14 protein-coding genes are annotated in these 19,802 nt (G+C 44.1%); 13 read left to right on the plus strand and 1 reads right to left on the minus strand.

The genetic code is table 11. The annotated features are described in order from the left end of the window. Positions 1 to 277: 277 nt before the first annotated feature. Positions 278 to 1,675, plus strand: coding sequence for an MATE family efflux transporter (locus MHH46_RS07355; RefSeq protein WP_076193593.1), 1,398 nt, complete (start codon positions 278 to 280; stop codon positions 1,673 to 1,675). A 323-nt stretch (positions 1,676 to 1,998) separates the two neighbouring features. After that, on the plus strand, positions 1,999 to 2,805 hold the full coding sequence (locus tag MHH46_RS07360; protein WP_179086319.1) for an AAA family ATPase: 807 nt from the start codon (positions 1,999 to 2,001) through the stop codon (positions 2,803 to 2,805). 102 nt (positions 2,806 to 2,907) lie between these two features. Here the strand turns inward: MHH46_RS07360 and MHH46_RS07365 are convergent, their stop codons facing one another. Next, on the minus strand, positions 2,908 to 3,945 hold the full coding sequence (locus MHH46_RS07365) for a LacI family DNA-binding transcriptional regulator (protein ID WP_076185350.1): 1,038 nt from the start codon (positions 3,943 to 3,945) through the stop codon (positions 2,908 to 2,910). A gap of 465 nt (positions 3,946 to 4,410) precedes the next feature. Here MHH46_RS07365 and MHH46_RS07370 point away from each other — a divergent pair, with 465 nt between their 5' ends. From MHH46_RS07370 to MHH46_RS07420, 11 genes are all read left to right on the plus strand, one after another. Then, positions 4,411 to 5,331 (plus strand): sugar ABC transporter permease, encoded by a 921-nt coding sequence (locus tag MHH46_RS07370; protein ID WP_076193591.1) that lies wholly within the window; start codon positions 4,411 to 4,413, stop codon positions 5,329 to 5,331. 17 nt (positions 5,332 to 5,348) lie between these two features. Beyond that, a complete protein-coding gene (locus tag MHH46_RS07375; RefSeq protein WP_036675818.1) occupies positions 5,349 to 6,230 on the plus strand; it encodes a carbohydrate ABC transporter permease in 882 nt (293 codons plus the stop codon). A 61-nt stretch (positions 6,231 to 6,291) separates the two neighbouring features. Beyond that, entirely contained in the window at positions 6,292 to 7,905 is a 1,614-nt protein-coding gene (locus tag MHH46_RS07380; protein WP_076193509.1) for an ABC transporter substrate-binding protein, read from the plus strand. 57 nt (positions 7,906 to 7,962) lie between these two features. Then, positions 7,963 to 9,444, plus strand: coding sequence for a glycoside hydrolase family 32 protein (locus tag MHH46_RS07385; RefSeq protein ID WP_076193506.1), 1,482 nt, complete (start codon positions 7,963 to 7,965; stop codon positions 9,442 to 9,444). A gap of 21 nt (positions 9,445 to 9,465) precedes the next feature. Beyond that, positions 9,466 to 10,341: an ROK family protein gene (locus tag MHH46_RS07390; RefSeq protein ID WP_076193503.1), complete on the plus strand. Its 876-nt coding sequence runs from the start codon at positions 9,466 to 9,468 to the stop codon at positions 10,339 to 10,341. Between the two features lie 148 nt (positions 10,342 to 10,489). Continuing rightward, entirely contained in the window at positions 10,490 to 14,257 is a 3,768-nt protein-coding gene (locus MHH46_RS07395) for a GH32 C-terminal domain-containing protein (protein WP_405132582.1), read from the plus strand. Between the two features lie 297 nt (positions 14,258 to 14,554). Next, entirely contained in the window at positions 14,555 to 15,556 is a 1,002-nt protein-coding gene (locus MHH46_RS07400) for a LacI family DNA-binding transcriptional regulator (protein ID WP_076125296.1), read from the plus strand. Between the two features lie 21 nt (positions 15,557 to 15,577). Further along, positions 15,578 to 16,558: an N-acetylglucosamine kinase gene (locus MHH46_RS07405; protein ID WP_076193498.1), complete on the plus strand. Its 981-nt coding sequence runs from the start codon at positions 15,578 to 15,580 to the stop codon at positions 16,556 to 16,558. Between the two features lie 43 nt (positions 16,559 to 16,601). Further along, on the plus strand, positions 16,602 to 17,897 hold the full coding sequence (locus MHH46_RS07410; protein ID WP_076193495.1) for a 6-phospho-beta-glucosidase: 1,296 nt from the start codon (positions 16,602 to 16,604) through the stop codon (positions 17,895 to 17,897). Between the two features lie 24 nt (positions 17,898 to 17,921). Beyond that, positions 17,922 to 18,848 (plus strand): sugar ABC transporter permease, encoded by a 927-nt coding sequence (locus MHH46_RS07415; protein ID WP_076185343.1) that lies wholly within the window; start codon positions 17,922 to 17,924, stop codon positions 18,846 to 18,848. Between the two features lie 59 nt (positions 18,849 to 18,907). Then, positions 18,908 to 19,798 (plus strand): carbohydrate ABC transporter permease, encoded by an 891-nt coding sequence (locus MHH46_RS07420; RefSeq protein ID WP_076193492.1) that lies wholly within the window; start codon positions 18,908 to 18,910, stop codon positions 19,796 to 19,798. Positions 19,799 to 19,802: the final 4 nt, after the last annotated feature.

Here is a 19,802-nt window from a genome sequence, read left to right on the forward strand (position 1 = left end):
TGATTGCCTAGCATTCAAAATTGACCATGTACCGGAAACTTGCGGAGCCGCGACCACTCCTGCTGCAGTTTTTTAATAGGAATGAAAATGAGAGGGGGCTATTCCGGGGAGATTTATATAAATTCAAAGATAAAATCCTATATGAGATAGAAACAATCCTTTTTGCGGTAGTTGCTAGCCAACATGTCTTATAGACTAGTTAATGCAAGGAGTCCCGTATAATTTTTGAACGAGGACTTTGCATATTCAGTCAAAAGAAGGAGAGAAAATTCATATTATGAACACAGTAACACAGATAAACAACAGCAAAGACAAGCAGACGCATTTTATTCTCAACGGTAATCTTTGGAATATTATGGTCCAGTTATCATGGCCCGCTATCATCGCAATGGTCCTCTATGGCTTAAATGCGGTTATTGCCGCTGTATTTGTGGGAAGGTTTGTCGGAGAGGAAGCACTGGCTGGGGTTTCGGTAGCTTATCCATTAACCCAGATCAGCTTGGGACTGGGCTCCTTGATTGGGGTGGGTGCCGGTTCTGCTTTAAGTTTAGCCCTCGGCAGGCAGGACAAAGAAATGCAGAAGCGTTTGATGGGGAATGTTAATTATCTGTCCATCCTTGTAACGCTTGTCTATATGGTATTGGGATTGCTTTTCTCTACACAGCTGGTGCGAATCATGGGAGGAGAAGGGGAAACTCTGGCTCTTGGAGACAGCTATTTTAGAATTACGGTGATTGGTTCATTTTTCTGGATTTATGGACTGGCTGCCAACATGATTGTACGTGCCGAAGGGAAAATGAAATCGGCAGCCGTGGTAATGGGCATTGGACTGGCAGTTGATGTATTGTCCAATTATATTCTGGTAGCCTGGCTGGATTTTGGAGTAGAGGGAGCTGCCTGGGCTACAAATATCGGGATGCTGGTCTACACCTTGCTGGGATGGATTTATTTTGGCAAAGGATTTGCCTCATTCCGAACGAATGTCTTTGCAATCTATCGGGATGCTGCCACAATCAAATCCATAATTGGTCTGGGAATGTCCTCTTTCATTATGAACTTTATGAATCTGGTACAGGCTGTTGTAGTATTTAATGCACTGTCGAGATACGGGACTACAGCAGGTATTGCATTTTATGGAGTGGTTTTTCGTGTATTCACCTTCCTGTTGACGCCGATATTCGGATTAATGCGCGCCTTGCAGCCAGTCATCGGCATAAATTTTGGAGCAGAACAGTATGAGCGCGCCATCAAAGCCTATAAAATATTCACACTCGTTTCCATGCTGCTGACTTTGCCTTTCTGGATAATTTCCATGATCTCGCCGGCTTCCATTCTGGGGCTGATGCTGCCGGATCAAATCTTTAAGACCAGCGAAATGTTATATTTCCGGTTGAACATGGCGGTTCTGCCGTTATTGTCGCTCATTTTTATGGCCATGACCTTTTTCCCTGCGATTAATAAAGGGAAACCGGCGGCCGTTATCGGCATCACCAGACAACTTGTTTTTTATGTGCCAGTGATGATTGTTTTGCCAAGATGGTTAGGCGTCTCCGGAGTATATTGGGGTTCGCTTGTAATTGATTCTGTGGTTGTAGTGTGGACGGTAATCCTGGTAACTAAGGAATTCACCCGGCTCAGAGCTAAGTCCAAGCTAGCCAGGACTTACAATATGTGAACGCAAAATGCTGGAACTTCTGCTTTGCCTGGATGGCCGATTTAATAGATATACCCTAAAAGAGCCTTGGAATTATAAAGGCTCTTTTTTGTGCTACTGGTTGACATAATAAACAAAAAGAAAGTATGATATTTTAAATCGTAATAATTACGAATAAATACAATGTGGAAGATGAATTGATTTGTGGATAACGAATGGTCACAAGCGGACTCTATCGTTCCTCACGAGGACTTCGAACGGCAATTAGAGCAGGTTGAACTGGATTCAGAAAGGATCTTTTGGATTTCTTGAAAATAACCATTTTAAAGGAGCTTCAATAAATAATGAATAAAAGCAGCACCAATCAACGTCTACCCAGAGCAAAAGGGATTGATATGGGTACCTATTATACACCCAAAGAATGTGCCAAAAAGGTTAGACATTTGATCCTACCCGATATGAATCGAAAGATTGTCGAAGAATTCATCACAATCTTAGGTATGAGGGAAAGATTTGAAGAGCATCGAGTTCCAATTCCCAATAAAGTGGTTATGTATGGTCCACCGGGCACAGGGAAAACACTGACGGCATTTTATATGGCTCAAATGCTGGAGCTTCCACTTATCCTAGTTCGACTTGATGCAATTATTCACAGTCATTTGGGCGAGACTGGAAGTAATATCCGGAAAATATTTGAGTATGCCAAAGCATCTCCTTGTGTTCTTTTCCTGGATGAGTTTGATGCCATTGCAAGAACACGGGAGAGTAATGACGAGGTTAAAGAAATGGCTCGTGCGGTGAATACACTGCTGCAATGTCTCGATGATTTTGGTGACAATAGCATTTTTGTAGCAGCGACGAACCTAGAAAATGAACTGGATAGAGCTATTTGGAGAAGGTTTGATACAAAAATGATTTATGCTAACCCGGATGAATCAAGTAGGCGTCAATATGTCGAACTGTTAATTAATGACTTTGAAAGTGAAGCTGGGCTGCTGGAGGAAACATGCGAACGTCTTTCCGGTTGCAGTTTTGCTGATATTGAACAAATTGTCCTGAAAGCGAAACGTAAGGCGATCATAGAGCATTGTCTGCTAAAAAGTGAGCATATTGTTCTTTCTTATGAAGAATACAATCCTTCCTTGAACTAATTGTGGGATTATAAATACAGGAAATTGTAATTGGAACAATTCAACGAAAAAAAAGAACCCCAGCGACGGAATTTTTAATCGCTTGGGTTCTTTTTAAATTCATCAACTGATATTAGGTGTAGATTCTCTTAGGATGAGTTTGGTATAAATATGAGAAACCTGATAGGGTTGCTTCGGATCATGAATTCGGGAAAGTAGCATTTCAGCTGCTTTGACACCCATCTGATTACTATAAATATGAACAGTGGTGAGATGGGGTTCTACAATGCTTGATTCAGGACCATTATCAAAACCACAAATGACGAGGTCATTAGGAATGGAAAGCATATTTTTGAGTGACTTCATAAAGGTAACCGCAATATAATCGTTAGCACACACGAAAGCAGAAGGAAGCTGATTGATTTGGCTTAGCTTAGCATCTGCCCACTCCGGACTCGAAAAAAATAGTCTATCGTCATCGAGAATACATTGTGAGAGATCAAGCTGAATCCCAGATTCTATCAATGCGCGATTAAAGCCCACCCATCTTTCGTTAAAACTCCTACAGTGATTATAGTCTCCGATGAATCCCAGTGATGTGTAACCGCCATCAATTAACTTTTTTGTAAGTTGATATGTGCTGTGTTCATTTTCCATGAGAAGTACATCTGCTTGGAATTCAGGGTAGCAGATATCGGCAGAGCAGTCGATGAAAATAGTTGGAATGCCTAGACTTGTAATCAGCTTACTATATTCGGAATTGAACAACTCAATACAAATAATTCCGTCTACATTGGCGACATCAAAATTATTTGGAAGAGACAAGGACTCCTGATCAATGTCTCTTATAATGTGCATGGATAAATTATATCCTTCCGCGCTGATTCGTTTCTCCATGCCACTGATCAGTTTCGATCCAAAGTGGGAAGTGTTAGGTAAGTTTTCTGTTAATAAAGCGATGTTTCCAGAGTTTCTTGGTTGAACACTCTCGGTGTCCATAAAAGCAAATTGTTTATATTTTAACTCTATCGCTTTCTTTATAACCTTGTTTCTGGTTTCATCAGGTATACCATTCGTTCCATTTAAGGCTTTGGAAGCTGTATTTCTAGAGATTCCTAAAGCATCCGCGATGTCTTGTATGGTTACTTTTTCCCTGGCCATCTATGTAATTCACCTCTATATTCTTGTTCTTAACCTTCGCCACAAATAGTGTACTGTTTGGCATGATTCCAACTCTCTTTAATGTATATTAGTTTACTCAAAATAGCAATATGATATTTACAAATGCACAATTTAGTTTACATTTTATCAGCGGATAAATGTGCAAAAAAGGTATTGTTATTTTCATCTTCATGAGAATATGTTGACTTTAAAGTATATAATCCTATTTAAATTGGCTGTATTTGTAATTTTGTAAAATTTAAAGCGTCATTTATGAACAAAATATTTTGTCAAATGCACATAAATATTTTTACAAAATGTATTGACGAACGATTAAGTGTTTGGTAAATTGTAAAAGCAGCAGGACATAAGCCAATTGAAAGCCCTTACTGCATCAAGATATAAACATTGATAAGAACGGAGGTAAAGGCATTGCAAAACCTAATAGAAGCTGAACACAGAACAATGGTGACCAAACATAAGAGCTCCTTACTAGACTATCTAAAGAAATACTACTTTCTTTATATTTTGCTCGCACCAGCTGTGATCCTGACCCTGATTTTTAAATACGGTCCTATGTATGGTGCGATTATCGCCTTTAAAGATTTCAGCCCAATCAAAGGGATTATGGGGAGTGAATGGGTAGGCTTGTACAACTTCGAGAAATTCCTGTCATCCCCCAACTTCGAAGTTATCTTTATGAATACGCTTAAATTAAGTTTTTTTGGATTAATTCTGAGTTTTCCAATTCCAATCCTGCTTGCGTTGATGTTAAATCAAATTCGCCGTGCAGGCGTCAAAAAGAACATTCAGTTGTTCTTGTATGCACCTAACTTTATTTCTGTTGTCGTTGTGGTCGGGATGTTGTTTATCTTCTTGTCCCCAACGGGACCGATTAACCAGTTTTTTACGTGGCTTACAGGTGAACCAATCATGTTCATGTCTCGTCCGGAGTACTTCCGTTCGATCTACATTCTGTCCGATATTTGGACCGGAGCCGGTTGGGCATCCATTATTTATGTAGCAGCGCTTGCTAATGTCGATCCTGAGTTACATAATGCAGCCAATCTTGACGGCGCTAATCTTCTACAAAGAATACGCAATATCGATTTGCCAACCATTCGTCCAATTATGGCTATTGTATTTATCCTTGCAGCTGGTGGGATTATGTCCATTGGCTTCGAAAAAGCCTATCTCATGCAAACGGCGATGAACTTGCCAACCTCAGAAATCATTCCGACTTACGTTTATAAAATTGGTTTGCAGTCGGGCGATTATGCCTATTCAGCCGCAGTAGGATTGTTTAACTCTATCATCAACATCGTCTTGCTCATCACCGTTAACTTTACCGTGAAGAAATTGAATGAGGGCGAAGGTCTTTACTAAGAAAGGAGCAACAAGCTATGCCCATTAAACATTCCGGATTAGATCGCTTTATCGTCGTGCTGAACGCGATCTTCCTGACACTGGCCGTACTTATCATTGTACTTCCTTTGATTTATGTAGTGATTGCATCTTTTATGGATCCATCAGTTCTGCTCAGTAAAGGATTATCATTCAACCTTTCGGACTGGTCATTAGAAGGGTATATAAAAATTCTTTCTAATCCGGCCATGATCCGAGGTTTTGGAAACTCTGTTTTATACTCTGTTTCATTTGCTATGCTTACCGTTCTCGTCTCAATCTGTGCAGGGTACGCACTGTCTGATGACAGGCTCAAAGGAAAAGGATTCTTCATGACCTTGTTTATTATCACCATGTTCTTTGGGGGTGGGCTTATACCTACATACCTGCTCGTTAAGAACCTTGGTCTGCTTGATACAGTCTGGGCGGTGATTATTCCAGGGGCAGTCAATGTATGGAACATCATTCTCTCTAGAACTTTCTTCAAAGGAGTACCGAATGAAATGAAGGAAGCCGCTAATGTAGACGGAGCTTCGGAGATGCGGATTTTCTTCAGTGTCGTATTACCGCTCTCCAAACCGATTGTTTTCGTGCTCGCTCTTTATGCTTTTGTGGGCCAGTGGAATTCCTACTTTGACGCCATGATCTATTTAGATAATCCGAATCTTCATCCACTGCAGCTCGTGTTGCGGTCCATCTTGATCCAGAATCAGGTAGATCCGGGCATGATCAGCGATCAACTCGCCATGGCGGAAATGAAACGATTGTCTGAAATCATCAAGTACGCTGCCATTGTTGTTTCCAGTTTGCCACTTATTGTTATGTATCCGTTCTTCCAGAAGTACTTTGAAAAAGGTGTTATGGTCGGTTCCCTTAAGTAGGAAACAGGCTGCACATAGATAAAGATTAATTCATTCATATCTAATTTGGAGGTCATACCCTATGAAAAGAATTAAGAAATCAAGAGTATCAACGAAAGTAGCTTCTGCATCTGTACTTGCTTCGTTTATGTTCCTTACTGCATGCGGTGGCGGAGGAGGAGGGGGAAGTGCAGCTAGTAAAGAACAGGACGCCAGCGGTAAAGTAACTTTGAACTTTATTACGCAAAGCTCTCCACTTGCACCCGTTGATCCAAATGAAAAACTGATTAATAAGCGTCTTGAAGAAAAGACGAATGTTCATATTAATTGGAAGAATTTCACGAAAGACGTATTTGTTGAAAAAAGAAACTTGGCTGTGGCAAGCGGCGATCTTCCTGATGCAATTTTTAATGCGGACTATAGCGACTATGAGCTGCTCAAGCTTGCTAAAGATGGTGCCATTATTCCGCTGAATGAGCTTATCGAGAACAATATGCCCAACTTCAAAAAGGTGCTGGAAGAAGCACCGGAATACAAGAGTATGATTACGGCACCAGACGGTAATATTTATGCCTTTCCGTGGATCGAAGAGCTGGGCAATGGCAAAGAAAGAATCCAGGCGGTAGACAGTATGCCTTGGATCAATGTGGAATGGCTTGAGAAGCTGGGCCTTGATATGCCTACAACAACAGAAGAATTAAAAGAAGTATTAATTGCCTTCAAGACAAAAGATCCAAATGGCAATGGTAAGGCTGACGAAATTCCTTTGTCCTTTATTAACAAGCCTGGAGCAGAAGATCTGGTTTTCCTATTTGCTTCATTCGGATTGGGGGAGAACCCCGACCACGCGGTTGTAAGCAATGATGGGAAGGTAATATTTACGGCGGCACAAGATGATTACAAAGAAGCCGTTTCTTTTATTAACGAGCTGTATAAAGAAGGACTCATTGATATTGAAGCCTATACACAGGACTGGAGTACTTACCTTGCAAAAGGGAAGGATCAGAGATACGGACTTTACTTCTCATGGGATAAAGCCAACATCACTGGAGCAAATGACATTTACGAGGTTATGCCTCCACTTGCTGGACCAGATGGTGAAGTTAACGTAACAAGAACGAACGCGCTTGGTTTGGGCAGAGGTAAGATGGTTGTTACTAGCGCCAATAAGAACTTAGAAACGACAGCGAAATGGGTTGATCAACTCTACGATCCGATTCAATCTGTACAGAACAACTGGGGAACGTATGGAGACGATAAACAGCAAAATATCTTCGAATTTGATAAAGAAAAAGAAATGCTGAAGCATTTGCCGCTGGAGGGTGCAGCTCCTGTAGAACTACGTGAGAAAACAAGTGTCGGTGGACCCTTAGCTATCCTTGATTCCTATTATGGCAAATACACAACCATGCCGGATGATGCCAAAGGCAGAATGGATATTATCAAGAACATCATGGCGCCTAAAATGAAAGCAGAAAACGTAATGCCGAGTGTATTCCATTCTATTCAAGAGCTTGATCGCCTTACGACAATTGAGACGGATCTGTTTGCCTACGTGCTTAGAATGCGTACTGAATGGTACCAAAATGGTAAAGTCGAAGCGCAGTGGGATGAATATTTGAAAGAATTGGACCGTCTGGGCCTGCAAGAATGGCTTGAAATTAAACAAGGCGGCTATGACAGAGCAAGCAAATAATAAACTATAAATAATATGCGGTAAAGACCGTGTTCGGGAGTAAAGGAGAAAACAATAATGTCTACGATTGCGAAACAAAATTACCGCGGAGTGTATCATTTTTCCCCTAAGGAAAAGTGGATGAATGATCCAAACGGAATGGTTTATTTTGAGGGTGAATATCATTTGTTCTTCCAGCACCATCCAGGTGGAATGACTATGGGCGCTATGCACTGGGGCCATGCGGTCAGCAAGGATCTGGTTACATGGGAGGAGCTGCCTATCGCTCTTGCTCCAGATGAGTTAGGTATGATTTTTTCCGGCAGTGCCGTAGTTGACTGGAATAATACGACTGGATTTTTTGAAGATAAACCAGGTCTAGTAGCGATTTTTACACACCATTTGGATATGCCGGAAGGCAAGCCAGCCATTCAGCGTCAAAGCTTGGCTTATAGTAAGGATAACGGAAGAACCTGGACGAAATATGATGGAAACCCGGTGCTTGAACATGATACATTCATTGATTTCCGTGACCCGAAAGTATTTTGGAATAAAGATACTAATCAATGGGTGATGATTGTAGCTTGTGGTCAAACGGTGTGTCTATATCATTCTCCTGATCTGATGAACTGGACATTTGCCAGTGAATTCGGAGAAGGAATCGGTTCTCATGACGGGGTATGGGAATGCCCGGACTTGTTCCCGCTGGCCATTGATGGCGATCCTTCGAACACGAAATGGGTGATGCTAGTGAGCATCGGTGCGGATCCCGCTTTTGTGGAAGGATCAAGAACACAGTATTTTACAGGGGATTTTGATGGAGAAGTGTTCACGCCAGATGAAGATTCGATAAAAGTCCGCTGGCTTGATTATGGAAGAGATAACTATGCAGGTGTAAGCTGGTCCGATATACCGGCGGAAGATGGAAGAAGGCTATTTATCGGCTGGATGAGCAACTGGATGTATGCTAACAAGACGCCAGCAGAAGAATTCCGTGGCGCGATGACAATTGCAAGAGAACTTCAGCTCGAATCAAGACAAGGGGGAACCTTTCTTGTGCAGAAGCCGGTCCAAGAGTTGGAATCAGCTCGTGTACAAGTCCTTTCCATAAAAAATGCAACGGTGCAAGAAATCAATACTCTTCTTAAAGAGATTCACTTGGAATCTTATGAGATTATAGCTGAGTTCGCTAGGGGTAAATCTGTAGGTTTCAAAGTAAGAATTGGTGCGGATGAACAAACAGTGATCGGTATCAACGGTGAGACAGAGGAACTTTATGTAGACCGGAAGGCTTCGGGCCAGCATGATTTCCATGAACATTTCGTAGGACATCATTCAGCCAAACTCGCAGCGCTTGATGAGTCAAATGATCTCCGTATTTATGTGGATCGCTCTTCCGTTGAGGCGTTTAGTAATAGAGGCCAGGCAGTGATTACGGATCTTATATTCCCTGGACTAGAATCTAAAGGTATTGCTGTGTTTGCAGAAAATGAGAATGACTTGCTGATTTCCCTGGATATCTATGAGCTTACTCTCTCTGCTGAGCAAGACAAGAATTAGTCACCGAGAGGAGTCTTGTATATGCGTATAGGAGCGATTGAAGCTGGCGGAACGAAGTTTATATGTGGCATCGGGAATGAAAATGGGATCATTGAAGATCAGATCAGTTTCCCGACAGAACATCCTGAGTTGACGTTGCCCAAAGTTATTCAATATTTTCAAGACAAACCAGTAGAAGCTATCGGAATTGGATCGTTTGGTCCAATCGATATACGCCCAGATAGCCCGACGTATGGTTACGTTACAACAACACCAAAACCAGGTTGGGGAAATTACGATATGCTGGGCACTTTGAAAAGAAACTTTTTGGTTCCCTTTGGCTGGGACACGGACGTCAATGCAGCGGCATTTGGTGAAGCCAAATGGGGCGTAGCCCAAGGGTTATCCAGCTGTTTGTACTATACAGTTGGCACAGGTGTTGGTGTGGGAGTGTATTCAGAAGGCAAACTTATTCATGGTCTTGTGCATCCTGAAGGGGGTCATGTTCTTACAAGACGCCATCCTGAAGATGAATTCCCAGGGGGATGTCCCTATCATGGGGACTGCCTAGAAGGGATGGCGGCAGGTCCTGCTATTGAAGCAAGGTGGGGGAAGAAGGGACATGAACTTCCTATAGATCACCTTGCATGGGAAATGGAAGCATTTTATATTGCGCAGTCGATTACGGGTGCTATATTGCTTAACTCTCCTCAGAAAATCATTCTGGGTGGTGGTGTTATGCAGCAGTCCCAATTGTTTCCACTTATTCGGCAGGCCGTGCTACAGAACCTGAACGGTTATGTCAGCTCAAGTACTATTTTGGAACACATAGATGAGTATATCGTTCCACCAGGACTAGGCCAACAGGCGGGATTATGTGGTGCTCTCGCTCTTGGACTCACAGCACTGGAAAGTTAGAGTTCTGCTCAATTGTAAAAGAATATAGAGAGGAGGTCAGTGCAATGAATTGGCCTCCTTCTTATTTTACAATAAAAGAAATGATTGATGATAGAAAAAGAGGGTGAAGAGGATGGTTAATAAGGGAAAAGTAATTTTATCCTTTCTCATGGCAACAGGATTTGTTATGACTTTCGCAGGCATATATGTAGCGAATCCCGGTACGGGTTGGGCTGCGCCCGCTGATCAGGAGGTAAGTAAACAAGCTAAGGAGGGGCTTTCTATTTTTGAAAGCGTAACCAAAACAAACACAAACTTGACAGGTTGGCAAATAAAAGGAAAAGGTAAGTTGGCGGATACTGTGGAAGGGATTTTACTGACTTCCGATCCACAAGAAAATGTAATGGCAATCTCCGAAACGGTGTCAGGGGATTTTATCTATGAAGCTGATGTCATGATCAAGGATATGCAAGCGGACGCGACCTTATTGTTCCGTTCTAATGAAGATGGCTGGGGTTCCTACATGCTCCAAATTGTTCCGAATGCAGGTATGATCCGCTTACGAGACGCAAGTGATGGTGAAGGGAAATTAAAAGAGGAGCGGAAGGTTACTGTTAAGGCAGAAGAGATCTATCATCTCAAGGTGAAAGCAGAGGGTTCATCACTGAAAGTATATTGGGACAATGAATATAAACCTGTGATTGAGGTTCAGGATGATGCGTATCGTACTGGTAAGCTGGGACTCAATGTATGGAATGGTTCTGTTTTGTTCCAAAATATTATCGTAAGCGACCTGAAAGGGAATTTGGGTGCTGTGGTTACAAATAAAGGACAATGGCAGCCTAATATCAACGGCAAGAAAGGAATGGTAGTAAACCAGAGTAAGTCACAGCAAATTTATAACAAACAAGCTGCTGATTTTGTATATGAAGGAAATCTATCTCTTCGTCCTGATTCTGTTGCAGCGCTCGCCTTTCGTTCATCGGCTGATGGAACAAAGGGATATGAAGCAGCCCTTACGAAGGAAGGAAATCAGGTTCGTGTAAGTCTGACGAAAGCTAACGGAACAACGATTGCAAGTTCACAGCATACCTATCCAAGTCAGGCCGGAGCAAAACATCATGTAGAGATAAAGGCGAAGGGAAACAGAATTCAGGTCTTTCTAGACGGATACACCCCGGCCGCAATCGATCTAACAGATGAAACCTATACCGATGGATATGCAGGAATCGTTGTTAAACAGGGAACAGCTTACTTCCAGGATACCTATGTGACGGATGCCAGCAATTATTATAGTGAAAAATATCGTCCTCAATACCACTATACGCCAATTCGTGGTTCTGCCAGTGATCCGAACGGACTTGTCTACTTCGAAGGTGAATATCATCTATTCCATCAGGACGGAGGCACTTGGGCACATTCTGTCAGTAAGGATATGCTGAACTGGAAGCGGCTTCCGATTGCGCTGCCGTGGAATGATCATGGGCATGTCTGGTCTGGATCAGCTGTGGCAGATTTGACGAATGCATCAGGTTTGTTCGGGGATTCAGGAGGTAAAGGTCTAATTGCCTACTACACTTCCTATAATCCCGATGGCCCGAATGGGAATCAGCGTATCGGTCTTGCATACAGCAAGGACCAAGGTCGTACTTGGGAATATTCCAAGACGCGTCCAATGGTTATCGGAAATCCAGGCGATAATGGAGGGGAGCCGGGAGGCTGGGATTTCCGTGATCCGAAAGTGATTCGTGATAACGACAATAACAGGTGGGTAATGGTTGTATCCGGTGGAGACCATATTCGTTTCTTTACTTCAACAAATCTACTTGATTGGACCCTGACAGATAGTTGGGGATACGGGGACTATGTTCGCGGCGGTGTATGGGAATGTCCGGATTTGCTTCAGCTTTCGGTAGACGGAACATCACAGAAGAAATGGGTTCTGATGATTAGTACAGGAGCGAATTCAAAAACAGGCGGATCAGATGCTGAATATTTTGTGGGTCATTTAACAGCGGAAGGTAAATTCGTTAATGATAATCCGGCAGGGAAAGTATTGCGAACAGATTTTGGAAAAGAATTCTACGCTTCAATGTCTTTTTCGAACATGCCAGATCATCGCAGTGTAATGATGGCGTGGATGACAAACTGGGACTATCCGTTTGCTTTTCCAACAACCCATTGGAAAGGCGTACTGTCAATCCCAAGAGAAGTCTCATTAGTAACGACAAAAGATGGGATTCAGCTCACACAAAGTCCGATCAAGGAGTTGGAAACGCTACGTAGTCAGCTGTTTTCTACTGCTAACAAAGAGGTGAGTCCTTCTTCTCAGAATTTATTGAAAGGGGTTACCTCTGGTGCATACGAAATTGAAGCTGAAGTAGAAATTCCAGCAGGTAGTCAGGTTAGTGAATTTGGCTTTAACGTTCGTGTAGGGGGAAGTCAAAAAACGGTTGTTGGATATAAACCTGGTGAGGGTCGGATTTTCGTGAATCGGTCTGCATCTGGTTTGACGGATTTTTCGAGTCTATTTAGTACAAGACATGAAGCGGCAATGCAAACGGAGAACAAGCGAGTTAAGATGCGTATCCTTGTAGATGAGTCTTCTATTGAGGTTTTTGGCAACAACGGTAAAGTTGTTTTCTCTGACGTCATTTTTCCGGATCCAGCCAGCAGAGCTTTGAGTTTTTACACCAAAGGAGGCAACGTAAAAGTCGTATCTCTGAAGGTGAATCAGTTAGGCTCTGTATGGAATCAGGAGACGGGCTCAGCTACCAAGATAATGATGGATACAAGTGATCGCGAACTGAGCAAGGGGCAAAGCGACATACTTTTGGCGATGGTAGAGAATGGTACCGGTAATGGGGCACAGCCGCTTAAATGGAATTCCAGTAACAAGGATGTTGTTGAACTAAACGTGGTGGATAAATCCCAGGCAACCCTTGTAGCTAAAAAAGAAGGCGAGTCTATCATTACCGTCTCTACTCCAAATGGGAAGACATCGGCTAGCTTATTAGTTAAGGTATCTGGGGGTGAATTTCATACGAACTTAAGTGGGTGGACTAAAGATCTATCTGCAGCCTCCTGGGTCATTGGTGAAAATGGGATTCGTGGAAATTACTTGAGTGACGCGAATTATATCGCAGAGAAGCAGGCAGCAGATTTTACTTATGAAGCAGAGATGATGTTAGGGAAATCCGGAGGAGCAGGCTCTATGTTGTTCCGTGCCAGCGAAGATGGACGCAGCGGATACTACTTAAATCTGGATCCGAATATGAAGTCCATCCGTCTGTTTTATAAAATCGACGGCCGTATTGAAGAGCGTCAGATTCTAGTAAAAGTTCCGACGTTCATTCAGCCGGGTCAAACCTACAAAGTGAAAATCGAAGCGAAGGGCCCGCATATCGTGGTTTATGTGGATGGGCAGAAAGTGATCGACCTCCAGGACGGCACATTTGCAGAAGGCCGCTTTGGACTACATGTATTTGGCGGATATGCTTCATATCAAAACGTTAACGTGAGCGGAGCAACACCGGATAATTTGACCACTTCCAGTCTAGTAAATGCAGAACTACAGAAATCCCTTTATACAGCAAATCTCGCAAATGGTGAAGCTGTTACACTGAAGGATGCGAATGATTTTACGGATCAGAAGTGGGTATTCGTGCCGACGGGGGACGATGCAGGCTCCTATTCTATTCGTACAACAGCCGGTCAGGCGCTTGATCTAGACACAGGGCAAAATAAAATCCAGTTATACCCTTATCTCGGATATAACAATCAGCGTTGGATTTTTCACAAAAATGATGATGGTACCGTAAGTATTATTTCTGCTCATCATAAGAAAGCGCTGGAAGTATCAGCGGATGGGTCGACACTGTCCCTTAGCGAGCTTGATCCTACTCTTGATCGACAACAATGGGTAATTACCAATTAACCTGAGGATGATAGAAGCAATGGAAGGGGGAATAGCGTGTCTAAAAAGCAACTTGTCTGCGGATGAGTTGCTTTTTGTTTTGGCTGCATTTTATGTATTGACGGATATTGGAAATGTAAGTAGAATGTAAATTAGTTAAAACCTTAAAACTTTTGTAAAGAATTTTGGTGTTCTTGATAAAGGCAAAGCTGACATTCAGTGTGCAATTTTCAATCAGAACATAGAAATATCACGAAAGATAAGGTTTTTTTATTTACCTAAAAAGTTTAATCGTTTAAACTTTCGGGTGACGGAGGTATGGAAGCTAAGATGAATATACATGATGTAGCCAAAAAGTCGGGACTCTCTGTAGTGACCGTATCCAGGGTGCTTAACAATTTACCCTCTGTACGGGAAGCTAATAGACAGAAAGTACTGAAAGCTATGGAGGAATTAAATTATCAACCCAATTCAGCAGCGCGGAGTCTTGTGAGAGGCAAAACGGGAGTCATCGGGATGTCGATTACCAACTTTAACGACTCTTTCTATGACCGGGTTATTCGCGTGGTGAACCGGAAGCTGGCGGCGCAAGGGTATTTTTTAGCCCTATCGATCGCCGAGAATGAGGATGAGGGCGATAATTTCCTGTTTCAGAAGGATCGCGTTGATGGAATTATCCTGTTGTCCCCACTTGAAGAAAAGGCATATGTAGAGGAACTGAAAAGAAAAAATATTCCGTTTGTATTGCTGGATAACCAGTTTCAGCATGAGGATGTGCCTAGCGTCGTGGTCGATAACTATCAAGGCGGGTATGAGGCTACAAAGCACTTGCTCGATCTTGGGCACACTCAAATCGCCTATATTGGCGGCCCTTCGGTATTTCTAAGTGTAGCGGAGCGTAAGCGCGGTTATGTCCAAGCGCTCGAGGATGCCGGGTTAACGCCATTCGGAACGGAATACTGCAGTTTTACAGTAAGCGGCGGCTATGAGGTGGCCAAGAGATGGATCCGCGAAGATAAGCTGCCGACAGCTTTTTTTTCCGGGGACGATTTTATTGCTCTTGGAATGGTTCAGGCTCTCCGGGAAGAGGGAATTCGAGTACCCCACGATATCTCAATTGTTGGATTTGATGATCAGCAGTTCGTAGGTGAATTTTACCCGCGGTTAACGACGGTCAGACAACCTGAGGCACAAATGGGCAATATAGGCGTTGATTTACTACTAAAAATGATCAACGGGGAGGTGATGCCGCCCGCTGTAACGAAGCTTGCTCCGCAGCTACTCATTCGTGAATCCACCGCATCTGTTAGATTACCTTGAATTTTAGGAGTGAAATCATCCGTGAAGTATTTTTTGGGAGTTGATGCAGGAGGCAGTAAAACCCACGCAATGATTGCAGATGAACAAGGGAAGGTCATCGGAGTTGGCAAGGGTGGGATCGGAAATCATCAAATAAACCGTGAGCAGGCGGTGAACAGTTTGCAGCAGGCCATATCGGAAGCAATTATGGCGTCAGGGCTGACCAAGGATCAGCTGGATTACTCCTGGTTCGGCTTAGCGGGAGCGGACAGAGAGGCTGATTTCCGGATTTTGCGACCGATCATCAGCAGCTTTGATCTTCCCCAAACTGAGATTTCCTGCGACACCTGGATTGCCTTGCGGTCAGGTACAGAGAAGAACTATGGGATCGTGCTGATTTGCGGATCAGGCGTGAACTGTAGTGGTAAAAATCCGTTGGGTGCTACATACCAATGTGGTGGATTCGGCTACCGGTTCGGGGATTATGGCGGTGGCTATGATTTAAGTATTGAGGTATTCCGTAGCGTCCTTCGGGCGGATGAGGGAAGAGAGAAGGAGACGGTCCTAACCGAACGCTTAACGGAATTGTTGGGCTATTCCAATGTTTCGGAGCTAAGAGAGGATTACCTGGATCATTTCAGAGACCTGCCTCCCCATATTGCTGAACTATTGTTTCAAGCGGCAGAGGAAGGGGACCAGGTTGCCACCGAGCTGCTGGTCAAGCAAGGGGATGAGCTGGGTTTGGCCGCGGCATCGGCCATCCATCGCTTGGGCATGGAGGAGGACTTCTTCGACATCATACTTGCAGGCAGCCTGCTGACAAAGGGAGACCGCTCAGGCATCATCCGGCGGGCCATTGAGAGAAGAGTGAAGTTGTCGGCTCCGAATGGCACTTTAAGGATTTTGACCCGGGAGCCGGTTGTAGGATCGGTCGTTCTGGCTATGGAAAGCAGCGGTATGCGTGTAGATCAGAAGGTTCTAGATAATCTATCACAGGGGAAAGTACTGAACACAATAGGCTAGTTTTTATAAGACCAAAATGAAAAAGATGAAGGAAGGGTCTATCATGGAGGAAACATTGAAGCTGGTTGTCATCGGAGCGGGATCATCGTATACGCCTGAGCTTATTGAAGGCATCATCCTGCATCACCAAGAGCTTCCCATTCGCGAAGTATGGCTGGTGGATATTGAGGAGGGAAGGGAGAAGCTGCATACGATTGCAGAACTGAGCAAACGCATGATTGCTGAGTCCGGACTGCCGATTACCGTGGTCCAGACGCTTGAGCGCAGGGAAGCCATTGCCGGAGCGGACTTTGTATGTACGCAAATCCGGGTAGGCATGCTGGAAGCGCGCAAATGGGATGAATTAATTCCGCTTCAATACAATGTCATCGGCCAGGAGACTACAGGTCCCGGAGGGATGATGAAAGGCCTACGGACTATCCCGGTCATTCTGGATATTTGCAAAGACATTGAGGAGCTGGCTCCGGATGCCTGGTTGCTGAATTTTACGAATCCGGCCGGTATGGTGACTGAAGCTGTTCACAAATACTCATCGGTAAAAAGCGTAGGCCTGTGCAACTCGCCGATCGGTTTTCAAAAGTGGCTCTCCGAGTTCTTCGGACTTCCTATGGAGAAAATCTACGCGGAGTTTGTCGGCATCAACCATCTGCACTGGGTATCCGATATCGTGATTGACGGTAAAAGCAAGCTGCAGGAGCTCATTGATTACCCGCAGAGCTACAAGGCGAGCAATGTGCCGTTTGATTCCTGGGACTACCGGTTTCTGAATGCTTTGAAAGCGATTCCCTCTTATTACCTGAGCTATTACTATATGACGGACGCGATGCTTGCGGAACAGAAGGAAGCAGCAACGACTGGTACGCGCGCTGAGGTAGTGAAGAAGGTGGAGGAAGAGCTGTTTGAACTGTACCGGAACGTAGAGCTGAAGGAAAAGCCCAAGCAGTTGGAACAGCGCGGCGGAGCCTACTACTCGGAGGCGGCAGTGCTGCTGATGCGCTCCATTTATAATGATTCCCGCGATATCCAGACGTTGAATGTAAGGAATAACGGAATGATTGACTTCTTGCCGGACGATGCCTCTATTGAGGTGAACTGTATGGTAACCAAGCAAGGCCCGCTGCCGATTCCGCTGCGTATAATTCCTCAGCCCATCAAAGGCTTGCTGGCCGCGGTCAAGCAATACGAGTGCCTAACCATCGAGGCGGCTGTGCACGGAGACCGGGATATAGCCCTACAGGCTATGGTTCATCATCCGCTCGTGCCTTCGGTCACCGTAGCTGAACAACTGCTGGATGAAATGCTGGAGAAGAACAAATCGTTGTTGCCGTTGTTTCACTAGAATCGTCCAGAGGAGGAAAAGCGGATGAACACGGCCGAGAAACCGCGTAGATGGAAGAAATTTATCAGTCAATTGGATTTGCAGTCCATGGTTTGGCCGGGAATTATCTTTGTATTCATTTTTAGCTACATTCCGATGTATGGCGTGGTTATGGCATTCCAGCAATACGATATTTTTGGCGGCATTATGAAGAGCCCCTGGGTTGGATTTATGCATTTCAGAATGTTCTTCGAGGCGCCGGAGTTCTGGAATGTGATGCGAAATACCCTTGTGATTAGCTTGCTTAAATTGATTATCTCTTTTCCTGCCCCGATTCTTCTTGCACTGATGCTGAATGAAATCGGGAATATGGGCTTTAAACGGATTATCCAGACCGTCAGCTATTTACCTTATTTCCTGTCCTGGGTTATTGTATCCGGTTTTGTATTTTCGCTGTTATCCGTTGATAACGGAACGGTGAACTATTTGCTGGAGCGATTCAATTTGGTAGGGGAGCCAGTTAACTTCCTGGCGTTACCCAAATACTTTTGGTCGATTCTAGTAAGCGTAAATGTATGGAAAGAGGTCGGATTCGGGAGCATTGTCTACCTGGCCGCGATTGCAGGTATTGATCCAACCCTATATGAGGCCGCTTCTATAGATGGAGCAAGCCGGTTTAAGCAAATTCACTTGATTACACTCCCCAGCATTACCCCCATTATCATTATCTTTATGATTCTTGCCATCGGCAGTCTGCTCAGTGCGGGCTTCGAGGACATTTTGCTGCTGGCAACCAATCCAATTCTGCGACCCTACTCCGATGTTATCGACACCTATGTGTACCGTGTTGGGATTTTAAATGCCAGATTCTCTTATGCGACAGCTGTAGGGCTATTCAAGGCGGTGATCAGTGTCATTCTGCTAGTGACGGCCAACAAAATCGCTCGCCGGGCAGATGTTAGTCTCTGGTAGTACTACTACTCATAGCGAATGCTTCCGATGCTCCATAAACCTTTTAGGAGGAGTGAACAATGAGACTAAGCCTAGGCGACAAAATCATGCAGCGGAGTATTTATACCCTTTTGACGCTGCTGGCGTTACTCATGCTATACCCGTTTTGGAATGCGTTGGTCATTTCCTTTAATCTAGGGAGCGATACGGCGCTCGGCGGTGTAACCTTGTTACCGAGAGCTTTTACCCTGGAAAATTATTATATTGTGTTTCAGGATCAACGCCTGCTGAATTCTTTTCTGATCACCATTCTTAGAACGTTAAGCGGCACGGCATTGTCTGTCTTTTTCACGGCACTGTTAGCCTACGGAATGTCCAAGAAGACATTGCTTTTTCGAAAACAATATATGGTGTTCTTCATGATTACGATGTTCTTCAGTGGAGGGCTCATCCCTAGTTATTTACTAGTTCGCTCTTTGGGTATGCTGGACACCTTTTGGGTGCTGATTATCCCCGGCATCATCAGTGTCTGGAACATGATTGTCATCCGCACCTTCTTCCATGCTCTGCCGGATGGTTTGGAGGAATCTGCCAAAATCGACGGCAGCAGCAACTACGGCATTTTTTTCCGAATCGTCATTCCGGTCTCCGGCCCGGTGCTGGCCACGATTGCCTTATTCACCGCAGTAGGTTATTGGAATGACTGGTTTACGGGAGCGATCTATATTACAAAGGATCACTTGCTCCCTATACAGACCCTGCTGCGCCAGATTATGAACTCCAACATCATGACCCAAATTGGCTCATCGAATGCTATCGCGCTGGATCATATGAACCGGAATCGGACGATTACCACGAAGTCACTGACTATGGCTACGATGATGATCGCTACCATTCCAATTATCCTGACGTATCCTTTTCTCCAAAAGTACTTTGTTAAGGGCGTAATGATTGGTTCGATGAAAGAATAGCAGT

Origin of the sequence: Paenibacillus sp. FSL H8-0175, from assembly GCF_045040615.1 — a bacterium.
In the GTDB taxonomy this organism is placed as follows: Bacteria; Bacillota; Bacilli; order Paenibacillales; family Paenibacillaceae; genus Paenibacillus_AQ; species Paenibacillus_AQ odorifer.